Source organism: Pseudomonas fluorescens, assembly GCF_902497775.2.
Taxonomy (GTDB): Bacteria; Pseudomonadota; Gammaproteobacteria; order Pseudomonadales; family Pseudomonadaceae; genus Aquipseudomonas; species Aquipseudomonas putida_F.
Map to the genome: position 1 here is coordinate 3,749,613 of NZ_OZ024668.1, position 13,782 is coordinate 3,763,394.

A 13,782-nucleotide genomic window follows, 5' to 3' on the forward strand; every position below is an offset into this window, starting at 1 on the left:
TCTGATTCGCGCCGGCACCATTGCCGGCCGCGCTCGTCAATCGGCCAACCAGGCGTTGGCCCAATGCTGCAGATTGTCCTGGGTCAGTACGTAGTCACGCAGCACCACTTCGCGCAACTCATCCCCCATGCGATAGCTGGCCTGGGGATCAGCCAGATGCATGCGAATCGCCTCCAGCCACGCCTGCGGCGAGTTGCCGATCACCCGGGTGCACGGCAGATAGCCCTCGTACGCCTTGGTGTCGGCGCACACCACTGGAAACCCGCAGGCGCCATACTCGAGCAAGCGCAGGTTGCTCTTGCAATCGTTGAACAGGTTCGACTCCAGTGGCGCCACCGCCAGGTCCAGGTTGAGGCTGGCCAGCTTTTGCGGGTAATACGCCAGGGCAATGCCGCTGTGAAACTCCTTGATGTACGGACGCAGCAGGTCCGGGCACATACCGAAGAACACCCAGTCGACCTGGTCGGCGAGTTCCTTGACCACATCGACGATCAACTCCAGGTCACCTCGGTGGCTGGTGCCGCCGGCCCAACCCACCCGCGGCTTGATCGAGGTCTGCCGGCGGCTTTTCAGCCCGGTCCACAGGTGCGATGCGAGCATGTTCGGTACCACGCGAATATCGTGGTGCATGCTCGACAAGGCCTCGGCCAACGGCGCAGTCGACACCACCACCCGGTCGCACATGGCAATGCCGCGGCTGACCATTTCGCGCATGTTGTCCGGCATATTGCGGCTATGCGCGTTCTTCTTTGGAACATCGATGATGTAATCATCAAGCTCGTAGATTCGCCGCGCATTGGAGTAGCGCTTAATGCGATCAAAGTCCTTAAGCGACTGCGGCATGTAGCGGCACTGCAGGATGATCACATCGGGCTCGTGGCGCCCCAACACAATCGTGCTCGGGGTTCCATAGTCCATCTGCCCTTGGATCCAGCCTGCATTCTCCAGTTCGGTGAACGGCTGTGCGACGCGGTAATGGCCGACGGCAGTGTTGTTGACCGGCAGCGCCATCACATACGGCAAGATGCGGCTAGTGAACGGATCCCAGCCCGCGCGCAATCCGGGTTCAAGGTTGTAGCTGGACATTTTCAGGCTGAGATTGCGGTTGTAGGCAGCGTCATCGACGACCTTCGGCAACCAGCGATCATAGAAAGTGTTCTGATCACCCCCCTCGCCCGAGGCCTTGGTCGATTCACGAACGGGCAGCCGGGCCACCAGCGCATAGGGGGTCCAGACCACCAGGTAGCCATGGTTGCGCACGCGCAGGCAAAAGTCGGCATCGAACAGTTCTGCCTCGAACGCCTGGGCATCCAGGCCGCCCAGGTCGACGAAGATGTCCCGGCGTACCAGCAGGCAGTCGGCGCTCACCGCGCTCAGGTTCTGCACGGCAATCAGCCGATTCATGTAACCACTGGCGGCTGCAGGCTGACCCATGAATGGCGTACCCACCGCTCCATGCAGGCCGAGCACCAGCCCCGCATTCACCACAAAGCCTGTGGAACTGACCTGCTTGGGCCCCACTACCCCGACTTCAGGGCGCTGCGCCTGCGCAAGCATTTCGCTCAGCCAGAGCTTGTCGAAGAACACACTGCCGACATCGGTCAGCAACAGGTACGCACCGCGTGCGTACTCACTGGCCTGATTGAACAACTGCGGGCCAGCTTGACCGGCCACCTGGACGATGCGCAGTTGATCGCTGCCAAGCCCGCGCATTGCCTCGATCCAGTCGCACACGTGCGCAGGCTCATCGCCTGTCACCGCCAACAACAGCTCATAGTGGGGGTAGGCGGTATGCTCGAATATCGATTCGACGCAGCGTATCAGTAGGTTCAACTCTTGCCCGGCAGCGATCAGGATCGATACCAATGGGGTTTCATTGTGCAAATACTGCACGCGGCTGAGCATCGATTCATCGGCGCTGACCACATCAGCAACCACGCCCAGGCGTTGCAGGTGAGCCTTCAGCACCGAGGAGGCCTGGGCGACGCAGGCAGGATCGGACTGCCATTGGGCATAGCCTTCGCGGCACTGCACCAGCAACTCGGCCACATGCCCGACAGCCTGCAAACCATGGGTTTCAACCAGACGCCAGAGCATGTCCTGGGGCGCCAGCACGTCGAACTCGGGAGCAAACCCACCCTGTTCGAGCAACCGGCTTCGCTCGAAAGCAAGCATGCGCCCGACATAGGGAAAGGTGCGCATCAGGTCGAGGTTGAAGTCCGGTTTGAAAATAGGCTGACTGGCCTGCAAGCCGTCGTCGCTGCCCTCATCGGTGTAAAGGCAATAGCGGCCTGCCTGCAGCGCCATGCGCTCAGCCATGATTACCAGCGCATGAGGGTGCAGGTTATCACCGGCCTGCAACAAGAAGACCCAGTCGATGCCACTGGCCTGGGTGAGGCGCTGATTGAGCTGCTCGAAGCCGTTGCCACGCAAGGCAATATGCTCCACCCCGTCTTGCCGTGGTCCGACACCAAACACCCAGACCTGGCTGGCGGCATAGGACTGCTGCTCGACGCTGGCCAGGGTTGCTTTCAGCGCCTGGGGATCATTCTCGGCATCAAACACCACTACCGCGATACGCGGCTGCACAGGCCATTGCTCGACACGCTTGGGCAGCAAGCGTATTTGCGCAGGCGACAGCGTGCGGCACCCCAGCCACTCGTCATAGAGCTCGTTAAAGCTCATGCTGCGAGTGCCTACCTGCTGCTGGAAACCGGCAATCTGGCCAGCATAGAAGCGCGTCAGCTCGAACTCTTCCCAGGCCACCTGCTCATCAGCCCGGAAATCCTCGATCGGCAGATAGCGCAGCCAGCCGGACGCTGGCGCCGGCTCGCCAGAGCGCGAGGTCAACATCTGCGTCAGCCACTCGGTTTCCGTCTTGAATGCCAGGGTCATGCTTGCATGGTTGCTCAAGCGCCCCGGATGCATACGCTCCAGACTGAGCATCGAGATCAGGTAACCCAGGTGCCCGCGACTGAGCAGGCAAATGTACAGGGCGAAATCCACCCGCGCGCGAAAGCCCTCACCCTCTTGCACCAACTGAGGCAGAAACTCCTGAACCTGGTCACGGCGCATCAGCGCATGGCTGATCCCGCCGAACACGTTCGCGACGTTGGACTCGATGGCTGCCAGCAAGTCACTGCCCTTGATCACCGCATTGCACTGCGACAGCAGGCAATTGGCTGGACGCGCAGGTAGCAGCGTTTCATCCGCGGCGCAGATAAGCCGATGGTTGACCACCAGGCTGACGGGCGGGCAATCGATCAGCACTTGCGCCTGCTGGCTGATACAGCCGTCCACCAGCCAGTCATCGTCGCAAAGGAATTTGATGAACGTCCCGCGTGCCTGCTCCAGGCAGGTCAACAGGTTGCGGGCAAAACCCAAGGTGCGCGGATTGCGAACATAGCGCAGCTCGCAACTCGCCTGCCCGGCCCATTCATCGAAAATGGCCTTGATCTCGTCGCCCTGACTGTCATCACAGACGATCACCTCAAGACTGGGGTAGCGCTGGGAGATGGCACTGATCAGGGTTCGGGTCAGGAATTCAGGGTTGAAAGCGGGGATTGCGATGCTGACGAGAGGCAGTTCGTTCATGGGCACAGACCTGGGGAAGGCCCCGGGTGCCGTCTGGCGTCACCCGGGTAGATACAACGCGAAAGGATCAATCAGAGGCGGTTGAACAAACCAAGGCCGGCAAGCTTGCTGAAGGCCAGTTGCGAGGCTTGCAGCATGTTCTGTTGCAGGTTCAGACGAATCAGTACTTCAGCCGGATCGGCTTCACGGATCGAGCTCTGCGTAATGGTGTTGGCCGACTGCAGCGCTTCGTTGGTCTCCGCCTGCACGTCCAGTGCCGCGCCGCGGCCACCGATCGAGCTGATCGACTCGGTGATCTTGTCGCCAGCGCTGGCGACGTTGGCAATCGCCGAGTCCAGCGAGGCGAGGAAATTCTGCCGGGCGACCGGATCTTTATCGACTGGGCTCTCCAGCGCGGTGCGCAGTTGCCTGATGGTGTCCAGCACGTTCTGGTTCTGGTGGTTGTTGACCTGCACCGAGAACTGGTCACCCGTCGCTGGCGTGCCGCTGAAGGTGAAGTCGACACCCATGACTCGGGTCGGGCTGACCGCGGTATCACCGCTGCCCAACGGGCGACTGTCAGCTGTCATCGGTTGTGCGTAGACATCGAAGGTGGTGGCCGTCTTGAACTTGATGACCGCCCCGCCGCCTGGGAATGCGGCGTCATACTTGGCCTTGTCGCCGATCACCACGCTGCCCACCTGCGCCATGGAGGTGTTGCCGGGGCTGCGCGAACCACCGATCTCGTCCGGCTTGGAACCCAGGGTAAAGGTATGCCCGGCAATCGCGGCATCCGGGTCGGCTTCATCGCCAGGCTTGAAGGTGATGGCCATGCGCAGATCGACACCGCGAAAGCTGATGTAGTCATCGTCGCCCTTGGGATCGAAAGTACCGCCTTTGCTGGCCTCCAGCGTCACGTCGTTACCACCGGCGTCGGTGATCTTGAACTGCGTGCTGCTGGTGAACTCGACCTTGTAGGGCTCGCCGCTGCGAAAGCGATCGTTGTACGTCGTGCTTCCCGACACCTGGCCATTGGACAGGCTGACGCGCCCGTCATCCGGGGTCGGCGCGGTCAACGAAGTCTGGCTGCGGCTGGTATTGAGGGCCTGCTCGAAGACGCTGTAGCCGCTTTCGTTGGAGGCAACGCTGAGCATGTCGCCGACTTGCAGGCTGGTGGTGCCCTGGTCGCCCTTGTACGAGTAGGTGCCATCGGCGTTGCGCTCGAACGGCTTGGTATCGCCGCGCGAGCCCGAGAAAATGTACTTGCCGTTCTCGTCGCGGCTGTTCATCAGGCTGAACAGCTGCTCTTCCAGCTCGTTCAGCTCTTGCGCGTTGGCCAGGCGATCCTTGTCGGTCATGTTGCCGCTGCCGGAGCTGAGTGCCAGCTCCTTCACCCGCGCCAGCACGTTGTTGATGCTGTTGAGGGTGGTTTCCGACGTGCTCAGGCTCGTGCGCAGGCTGGCAATGTTGCCGCTGTACTGGTCGATCATGTTGCTCTGCTGCTCAAGCTGCAGCAGGCGAGCAGCGCCAACCGGATCATCGGCAGCGGTACGGATGCGCAGCATGTCACTGGCCTGCTGCTGGGATTCGACAGCCTTGGCGAAGTTGCGCTGATAGTTCGAAGTACTGTTGTTATAGAACTGGGCGGTAGAGATACGCACGGTCTACGTCTCCTTAAAGGCTGTTGATCAGCGTGCTGAAAGTTTCCTGGGCGATCTTGATGATCTGCGACGAGGCCGTGTAGTACTGCTGATACTTGATCAGGTTGCCGGTTTCTTCATCGAGGTCGACACCCGATACCGAGTTACTGGCTTCACTGGCCGACTTCTGCAGGGCACCGGTGGCGTCGCCATCGAGCTTGGCCTGGGCGGTCTTGCCGCCGATGTTCTCCACCAGCTTGCCGTAGGCATCAGTGAAGCTGACACCCCTGCCGTTATCGCCCAGGTCGATGGTCTGCTTGGTCTGCAGGTCGATCACCGCCTGAGCGTTGCGGTTGTCGGCCGAGCCGGCACCGGTCAGGGCCACGGTGTAGTTGTCACCCGCCTTCGGTGCGCCAGCCACGGTCATGTCGAAGCTGTAGGTCGCCGCCGGCGTCACGGCGTTGCCATTGGCATCGACGATTGGCACGTTGATCTGCAGCTTGTTTTCCTGCCCCGGAATGATCGTTCCGCTAGCGATCGGGTCACCCTTGGCGTTATGCACGGTATAGGTCTGCGGAACGGTTTTTTCGTCGCCGAACACCAGCTTGACCGGCGTCGAGTACTTCAGGCCGTTCTCCAGCGCCAGGCGCTGGGCCGAATCGTAGATATCCAGCTTGGAGGTGAGGTTGGGCTGACCGATGATCCCGGTACCCTGGTTGCCCGCACCACTGGTGGCATTGAGCGGAGCTGCCAGGGCGATACGCTTGGGATCGGTGAGCACGGTGTCGATGCTGCTGGCCGCCCCTCGGGTCGGGGTGATCTTGAACGAATCGCCGGCCTGTACAGGCCCGCCATTGAGGTTGAGGCTGAAGCCGTCGATTACCTTGGGCGGATTGTCGTTCAGGTCGAAAGTACCCATGTCGGTACCCTCAGGCAGTTTCTTGACGCTGTAGCCGGTCGCGCTGGTGAAAGTCACCTGATAGTCACTGGTACTCAGCTTGCCAGTATTCTTGATGGTCACATCAAGGTTGCCGGAACCGGCGCTGTTACCGGCCTTGGCGATGCTGCGCTGGCTGATCAGGGCAGCACTGTTGATGTCGTTGAACATCGAGGCGCCAAAGTTACCGTTCTTGTCGATCCCTTGGGACAACTGGCTGTTGATCTGATCGGCAACCACCAGGGCAACCCGACCCAGCTCGTTCAGGCTCGGATCGAGGACATCGGTGCGGTAGCGCAGCAGGCCGCCGATTTCACCGCCAGTGACACTGGCAGTGATGTCGATCTGGGTCGTACCGCGATTGAGCTGCAGGTTCATCCGCGTCGGATCGGTCGGGCTGGCGACCGTCGACAAGGTATTGGTGCTGGTACCCAACACCAGCGACTGGCCGTTTTTCAGGTAGACATCCAGGTTGCCTTCGCGCTCGGTGACATCCACACCCACCAGTTCGCTGAGCTGGCGCACCGCTTCATTGCGCTTGTCGAGCAGGTCGTTGGGGCTGCCCTGCACCACCGAAACCCGCGAAATCTGGTCGTTGTACTGGGCAATGGCCGAGGTCAGGTTGTTGACCTGGGTGGCCATCGACGACAAGTTGCCGTTGAGGTTGCTGTTCTGCTGGTTGAGCTGCGAAGCGATGGTGTTGAAGCGCTTGCTCAGGGCCTGGGCACTGGTCAGCAGCAACTGCCGCGAAGCGTCTTCAGTGGGCTTGGCCGCGGCATTCTGCAGTGAAGAGAAGAAACTTTTCAGGGCACCGGTAATGCCGGTGTCCTTATCGGACAGAAGCTTGTCGATCGGTCCGATCTGGCTCATGTAGGCGCTGCTGTCGCTGCTCAGCGACGTGGTGGTACGCAGCTGGTTTTCCAGGAAGTTGTTGTACACCCGACGCACGTCGGCCAGGGTGGTACCGGTACCGATGAACACATGGCCTTCGCGAATCGAGCCTTTGGCGCTCTGGATATTCTGCTGGCGCGAGTAACCAGCGGTATCGACGTTGGTGATGTTGTTACCCGTGGTGTGCATGCCGGATTGGGCATTGCTGGCACCGGATAAGCCGATATTGATCAAACTCGCCATGGTTCAAACCTTATAGTTTCGTTGTAGTACCGATAGCCGCGTAGCTCTCGTACGACTTCATCTGTTTTGCGATCTGCGAAATCTTGCTGGCGTAGTCCGGGTCAGTTGCATACCCGGCCTTCTGCAGCTCTCGCACAAACTGTTCTGGCTTATCGGCCGACTTCACCGCATCTTTATAGCGCGCGTTGTTCTGCAACAGGCTGACCAGGTCATGGAAGCTGTCCTGGTAGGAATCGTAGGAGCGGAACGCTGCCGTCTCCTTGACGAACTGGCCGTCACGAAACTCGCTGGTGATCGCCCGCGCCTGACCGCCCTGCCAGTTGCCGGTAGCCTTGATGCCGAACAGGTTGTGACTGCTGCTGCCATCGGCCTGACGCATGACCGACTTGCCCCAGCCGGTCTCCAGCGCGGCCTGGGCCACCAGGTAGCGCGGATCGATACCGATGCGCTTGGCCGCCTGCTCGGCCATCGGCAGCATGGTGGCGACGAATTCATCGGACGAGCCAAACGCACGCTTGGCCGGCGCCAGCGGCGGCTGGGCCACGGCGCGGCCATAGATACGCATCGAGCCCGGTGCGCCAAAGCTCTGAGCCGACTGCCAGTCACCTTTGACCACGGCATCGGTCATGGCCGTGGTGCGCTGCGCCAAGGCAGCGGTGTTGGTGGTGGCCGCGGCGGCTGACGGCACGATACCGGCCAGCAGGCGATCGGTCAGCTTGCCCGGCAGCGCCAGGCGACGCGAGTTGAGCGCGGCCATATCGTTGCGAGCGACAGCGGTTTCTTCGCTGCGCACAGGCTCGGCCACCTTGCTCGCCCACAACGGACGCTGCTGGATATCTACCCGCGGGAACGGGCTGTTATTGCTCGCCGCAGTCGCCTTCTGCTTGGACAGCTGACGCATCAGCACGTCCTGCAGGCCGATGCCACCGCCCTCGCGGGACATACTCACCGCCAGTTGCTGGTCGTACATCTGCTGGAACTGCTTGGTGGTTTCGGTATTGAGCGGATTGTCCTCGGCCAGCACATTGTTGGCCGAGCGCATCGACTTGAGCATCTCGTTGAGGAACAGCGACTCGAATTCCTGGGCTACCTTGCGCAGGTTGGCGTCGCTATTGCGATCACCGACCTTCAGCGAGTTCAGGCGATTGAGGTCGGTGTAGGCGCCACTGTCGGCGGCATTGAATGCGCTTTTCGGCATATCCATGGCCAACCCCCTCAGATCACGATCAGGTCGGCTTGCAAGGCGCCGGCCTGTTTCAGGGCTTCGAGGATCGCCATCAGGTCGCCCGGTGCCGCGCCCACCTGGTTCACCGCACGGACGATTTCATCCAGGGTGGTACCCGGGCCGAACTTGAACATCGGCTTGGCTTCCTGCTCGGCATTGACCCGTGAGCGCGGCACCACGGCGGTCTCGCCATTGGAGAACGGCCCCGGCTGGCTGACGATCGGGTCTTCGGTGATGGTCACGGTCAGGCTGCCGTGTGTGACCGCCGCCGGCGACACCTTGACGTTCTGGCCAATGACAATGGTACCGGTACGCGAATTGATGATGACCTTGGCCACGGCCTGACCCGGATCGATTTCAAGGTTCTCGAGAATCGACAGGTAGTCGACCCGCTGGCTTGGATCGAGCGGCGCAGTGACCCGCACCGAACCACCATCCAGAGCCTGGGCGACGCCCGGGCCGAGCAGTTCGTTGACCTTGTCGACGATGCGCTTGGCGGTAGTGAAGTCCGGGCGATTGAGGTTCAGGGTCAGGCTGTTGCCCTGGTTGAAACCACTGGGCACGGCACGCTCGACCGAGGCACCGCCAGGGATGCGACCGGCCGACGGCACGTTGACGGTGATCTTCGAACCGTCGCGGCCTTCGGCATCGAAACCACCCACCACCAGGTTGCCCTGGGCGATGGCGTAGACGTTGCCGTCGATACCTTTGAGCGGGGTCATCAGCAGGCTGCCACCGCGCAGGCTCTTGGAGTTACCGATCGAGGAGACGGTGATGTCCACTACCTGGCCCGGCTTGGCAAACGCCGGCAGGTCGGCATGCACCGACACCGCGGCCACGTTTTTCAGCTGCACGTTGCCCGAGCCCGGCGGCACCTTGATGCCGAACTGCGAGAGCATGTTGTTGAAGGTCTGCAGGGTGAACGGCGTCTGGGTGGTCTGGTCACCCGTGCCGTTGAGCCCCACCACCAGGCCGTAGCCGATCAGCTGGTTGGTGCGCACGCCGGAAATGCTGGCGATGTCCTTCAGACGCTCGGCCTGCACGGCGAACGCAGTGGACAGCAGAATCGTAGCGGCAATCAGCTGCTTGAAGTTGAACATGGTCATCCGAACCTAGAAAGGCCAAAGCGGGCTGATGAAGAAGCGGTCGAGCCACCCCGGTTGGCTGGCGTCGGCAAACGAGCCGGTACCCGAGTAGGTGATACGCGCATCGGCAACACGGGTCGAAGGCACGGTGTTGTCGGTAGCGATGTCATCGGCACGGATCATCCCGGCGATACGCACCAGCTCATCGCCGGTGTTGAGGGTCAGCCACTTCTCGCCGCGCACGGCAATGATGCCGTTGGGTAGAACGTCAGCAACGGTGACGGTGATCGAGCCGGTCAGGGTATTGCCCTGGGCCGCCTTGCTGTCGCCCTTGGTTGCACGGTCGCCACTGTAGCCGGCACTGAGGCTGAGGTCGCCGTCACCGAACGGGTTGTTGGTGGTCATGCCCCCGCCGAACAACGAGGTCAGGCCGATATCGGCCTTGCTGTTCTTGGCGATCTGCGAGTTGGCGCTCTTGCTCGCTTGGGTGCGCTCGTTGAGGGTGATGGTGATGATGTCACCAACCCGGAAGGCCTTGCGGTCGCTGTACAGGTTCTGTTCGAAACCGGCCTGGTAGATCGAGCCGTTGTTGGCCGCCGCCGGCAAAGGCGTACGCGGCAATACCGGCGCGTAGTACGGATCGTTGGGCTTGGGCGTCGGCGCGACGCAACCGGCCAGCAAGGCGATCCCGCTCAGGGCTAGTACGGAAAACAAACGACTCATGACTCTGACCTCACGGTGTAACAGGCGCCGTTCAAGCGACCTCGAAGACTTCACTTACAGGTTCTGGGTAACGAACGCGAGCATCTTGTCAGCGGTGGAAATGACCTTGGAGTTCATTTCGTAGGCACGCTGGGTGGTGATCATGTTGACCAGCTCTTCCACGGTGCTGACGTTGGAGTTCTCCAGGGTCTGCTGCTGCACCACACCAAAACCGTTGAGGCCCGGCGTGCCGATTTGCGGCGCACCGCTGGCGGCGGTTTCCAGGAACAGGTTGCTACCCATGGCCTGCAGGCCGGCCGGGTTGATGAAGTCGGCGGTCTGGATGTTGCCGATGATCTGCGCCGCCGGGTTGCCGGCAGTGGTGATCGACACGGTGCCATCCTGGCCGACGGTGAAGGTCTGCGCCTCAGGCGGCACGACGATCGCAGGTTCCAGGGCAAAACCGTTGGCGGTGACAATCTGGCCATCGGAGTTCAGGTGGAACGTACCGTCACGGCTGTACGAAACAGTGCCATCCGGCTGCAGGATCTGGAAGAAACCGCGACCGTTGACCGCCATGTCCAGCGGGTTCTCGGTAGTCTGCAGGCTGCCGGTGCTGAAGTTCTTCTGGGTGCCGACGATGCGCACACCGGTACCCACTTGCAGGCCCGACGGCAGCTCGCTGTCCTGGGTCGACTGGGCACCGGGCTGGCGCTTGATCTGGTAGAGCAGGTCCTGGAACTCGGCACGATCACGCTTGAAGCCGGTGGTCGAAACGTTGGCCAGGTTGTTGGAAATGACGCTCAGGTTGGTGTCCTGGGCGGACAAACCGGTTTTACTGACCCAAAGAGCCGGAAGCATGCTGTTCTCCTCGCGCGCCTGTTTTACGGCGCTACGTCTGTGTAATTAGCCGATTTGCAAAACCCGAGCCATGGCTTCATCGCCTTCTTTGGCCGTGGTCATCATCTTGATGTGCAATTCGAATTGACGGGACAGCGCCAGCACCGAGGTCATTTCCTCGACCGCGTTGACGTTGCTCGACTCCAGAAAACCGGAAACCACCTGGACGTTGGCATCGGCAGGCGCGGGCTGACCGCTCCTGGTATGGATCATACCGTCCAGGCCCTTGGTCATGGTCTTCAGGTCCGGGTTGACCAGCTTGATGCGGTCAACCTCGGCCATCACCCGTGGGCCTTCACCCATGGCGCGAATACTGATGGTACCGTCCTGACCAATCTCGACCTTCTGCTCTGGCGGCACCGCAATCGGCCCGCCATTGCCCATCACCGGCATGCCGTTGCCGGCGCGCAGCACACCCAGGCCGTCAATGTTCAGGCTGGCGGTACGCACATAGGCTTCGCTGCCGTCTGGAGCCTGCACAGCGATGAAGCCGTCGCCGCCGATGGCGATGTCCATGTCACGACCGGTTTCCTGCATCGAACCCGGGCTGAAATCGGTGGCCGGGCGCTCGGTCATGGCATAGGCCCGCGCCGGAAAGCTGTCACCAAACACCGGCATCGAACGCGCCTGCTCCAGGTCGCGCTGGAAACCGCTGGTGGAAATGTTCGCCAGGTTGTTGGCATGGGCCTTCTGCGCCAGCGCGTTCTGGCTGGCGCCGGTCATGGCCACGTATAGCATCTTGTCCACAGTCATCCTCCGCTGCGCTGGCGAACACTTGCCGTCCGCCGCTGCTCTGCAGTGCCTGTAGCAAGTTTCAAACCAACTTTTGAAAAAGGCGGAAAAGCCCCGCAAGGCAAGGGTTTCAGGCCTATGCGAGAACTCACGCAAAAGAAGCGCCGTCGAAAATACGGCGCCGGCTTGCCGCTAGCGGCAAGTTTCAGTTATCACGGCAACCGGCATTGTTGAACGGCCCGGCAAACTGTTTCCAGCCCGGGCCCGGAGAAAACTGCGAGCACACCAGGCGCCCATCGGCCTGGCTTTCCCAGCGATACCAGGGCGCCATATCGGCCCGAGCCGGGGCAATCAGCAGCCCTGCCAACAGCAAGACAACACCCAAACGCTGCAACATTATCCTTACTCCTGAAACAACAGACCCCTTCCGAGAAAGGGGCCTGTCCACAACTCAACTCATCGCACCGTCATCAGGTCATCTGAATGATGGTCTGCATGATAGTGCTCTGGGTGGAGATAGTCTTGGCGTTGGCCTGGTAGTTGCTCTGCGCCTTGATCAGCTCGACCAGTTCGTTGGTCAGGTTGACGTTCGAGGCCTCCAGGGAATTGGACTTGATCGCACCCAGGGTGCCAGTGGTGGGCGTATCGATACCGGGAATACCCGAGGCGAAGGTTTCTTTCCAGCGCGTACCGCCCATCTGCTCCAACCCTTGCTCGTTGGCGAAGCTGGCGATGGCCACTTGGCCAATGGCGCGAGATTGCTGGTTGCTGAAGCTTGCGAACATCACGCCGGTGGAGTCGATACTCAGGCTGGAGAGGATGCCGGTGGCATAACCATCCTGGGACTGAGACATCCGCGCGGTTTCAGTGTTGTAGGAGGTGGTGCTGTTCATCGACAGACGCATACCATCCGGGTTGCCGCTCGAACCGTTGGGACCCCAAGTATTGGTGGTCTTGTTGTACACCGCCGGAATCCAACCCTTCATGGTGAAGGTGTTGTTGGCAACGCTGAACTCGTACTGACCTGGCGGCGTGGTAGGCACACCGGTATTGCTCGCGGTCATGGCCTTGATGCTGCCATCGGAGTTGAAACTCATGGTGCCGGTCAGCGGCGTGGCGCTGGTCGGATCGTACGGGTTGCGACCGTCGACCAGGGTGTACATGGTCCACTCGTTGGTACCGGTCTTGCGGTAGTACTGCTCCATGACGTGCTCGTTACCCTGACTGTCGTAGACCTTGGTCGGGAACGACTTGGTGTACGTGCTCTCGTCAGTCGGATTGAACGGCGCATTGGCGATCGGCGTACCCGGATTGGCCGGATCATCCTTTGTCAATGGAATCGGCGACGCCGAGGAGTTCAGGTTGATACCCTGGTCGATCAGCGTGGTCGACTTCGGCGCCAGTGCCGAGGTATCGATCTTCAGGTCGGTCAGCACGCCTTTGGCGATCTTGCCGGTGGAGTCGGCGGCATAGCCCTGCAGGCGGATACCGTCCGCAGTGACAACGTAGTTGTCCTTGTTGGTCTGGAAGGCGCCGGCACGGGTGTAGCTCAGCGAACCGTTGTCGCTGAGGACGAAGAAGCCCTGCCCCTGAATACCCATGTCCAGCACGTTGCCGGTGTTGTTGACATCGCCCTGACCAAACTGCTGCGAAACCGCTGCCAGGGTCACACCGTTACCGACAGTCTTGCTGCCCACGCCCAGCTTGCTCGCCGAGTAGGCGTCGGCGAATTCGGCGCGGGACGATTTGAAACCGGTGGTCGCGACGTTGGCGATGTTGTTGCCGGTCACGTCCAGTTGCTTGTTGGCTGCATAGAGACCGCTAAGGCCGATATTGAAAGACATCTTTCCACTC

10 protein-coding genes are annotated in these 13,782 nt (G+C 61.0%); all 10 read right to left on the reverse strand.

Going from position 1 to position 13,782, the window contains the following annotated elements; genetic code table 11:
• Positions 1–36: 36 nt before the first annotated feature.
• On the reverse strand, positions 37–3,594 hold the full coding sequence (locus F8N82_RS17180) for a glycosyltransferase (protein WP_038996394.1): 3,558 nt from the start codon (positions 3,592–3,594) through the stop codon (positions 37–39).
• 71 nt (positions 3,595–3,665) lie between these two features.
• Complete coding sequence (locus tag F8N82_RS17185; RefSeq protein ID WP_038996395.1) at positions 3,666–5,234, reverse strand: flagellar hook-associated protein 3; 1,569 nt, start codon at positions 5,232–5,234, stop codon at positions 3,666–3,668.
• Positions 5,235–5,247: 13 nt separating this feature from the next.
• Positions 5,248–7,284, reverse strand: a complete 2,037-nt coding sequence (gene flgK, locus F8N82_RS17190; RefSeq protein WP_150776932.1) for a flagellar hook-associated protein FlgK — start codon at positions 7,282–7,284, stop codon at positions 5,248–5,250.
• 10 nt (positions 7,285–7,294) lie between these two features.
• Positions 7,295–8,488 (reverse strand): flagellar assembly peptidoglycan hydrolase FlgJ, encoded by a 1,194-nt coding sequence (gene flgJ / locus F8N82_RS17195; protein WP_038996397.1) that lies wholly within the window; start codon positions 8,486–8,488, stop codon positions 7,295–7,297.
• Between the two features lie 11 nt (positions 8,489–8,499).
• The gene (locus F8N82_RS17200) at positions 8,500–9,609 is read right to left on the reverse strand and encodes a flagellar basal body P-ring protein FlgI (protein WP_010224970.1); all 1,110 of its coding nucleotides are present in this window, start codon (positions 9,607–9,609) and stop codon (positions 8,500–8,502) included.
• 12 nt (positions 9,610–9,621) lie between these two features.
• On the reverse strand, positions 9,622–10,317 hold the full coding sequence (gene flgH / locus F8N82_RS17205; RefSeq protein ID WP_038996399.1) for a flagellar basal body L-ring protein FlgH: 696 nt from the start codon (positions 10,315–10,317) through the stop codon (positions 9,622–9,624).
• Between the two features lie 54 nt (positions 10,318–10,371).
• Positions 10,372–11,157, reverse strand: a complete 786-nt coding sequence (flgG, locus tag F8N82_RS17210; protein WP_038996401.1) for a flagellar basal-body rod protein FlgG — start codon at positions 11,155–11,157, stop codon at positions 10,372–10,374.
• Between the two features lie 45 nt (positions 11,158–11,202).
• Positions 11,203–11,943 (reverse strand): flagellar basal body rod protein FlgF, encoded by a 741-nt coding sequence (locus F8N82_RS17215; RefSeq protein WP_038996403.1) that lies wholly within the window; start codon positions 11,941–11,943, stop codon positions 11,203–11,205.
• Positions 11,944–12,133: 190 nt separating this feature from the next.
• The gene (locus tag F8N82_RS17220) at positions 12,134–12,325 is read right to left on the reverse strand and encodes a hypothetical protein (protein WP_080764784.1); all 192 of its coding nucleotides are present in this window, start codon (positions 12,323–12,325) and stop codon (positions 12,134–12,136) included.
• Between the two features lie 73 nt (positions 12,326–12,398).
• Positions 12,399–13,772: a flagellar hook protein FlgE gene (flgE, locus tag F8N82_RS17225; protein WP_038996405.1), complete on the reverse strand. Its 1,374-nt coding sequence runs from the start codon at positions 13,770–13,772 to the stop codon at positions 12,399–12,401.
• Between the last annotated feature and the right edge of the window lie 10 nt (positions 13,773–13,782).

Coding starts and splice junctions, on each gene's coding strand:
- flgH (WP_038996399.1), bottom strand. CDS start 10,317: ATGAGTCGTTTGTTTTCCGTACTAGCCCTGAGCGGGATCGCCTTGCTG.
- flgE (WP_038996405.1), bottom strand. CDS start 13,772: ATGTCTTTCAATATCGGCCTTAGCGGTCTCTATGCAGCCAACAAGCAA.
- F8N82_RS17200 (WP_010224970.1), bottom strand. CDS start 9,609: ATGTTCAACTTCAAGCAGCTGATTGCCGCTACGATTCTGCTGTCCACT.
- flgK (WP_150776932.1), bottom strand. CDS start 7,284: ATGGCGAGTTTGATCAATATCGGCTTATCCGGTGCCAGCAATGCCCAA.
- flgJ (WP_038996397.1), bottom strand. CDS start 8,488: ATGGATATGCCGAAAAGCGCATTCAATGCCGCCGACAGTGGCGCCTAC.
- F8N82_RS17220 (WP_080764784.1), bottom strand. CDS start 12,325: ATGTTGCAGCGTTTGGGTGTTGTCTTGCTGTTGGCAGGGCTGCTGATT.
- F8N82_RS17180 (WP_038996394.1), bottom strand. CDS start 3,594: ATGAACGAACTGCCTCTCGTCAGCATCGCAATCCCCGCTTTCAACCCT.
- flgG (WP_038996401.1), bottom strand. CDS start 11,157: ATGCTTCCGGCTCTTTGGGTCAGTAAAACCGGTTTGTCCGCCCAGGAC.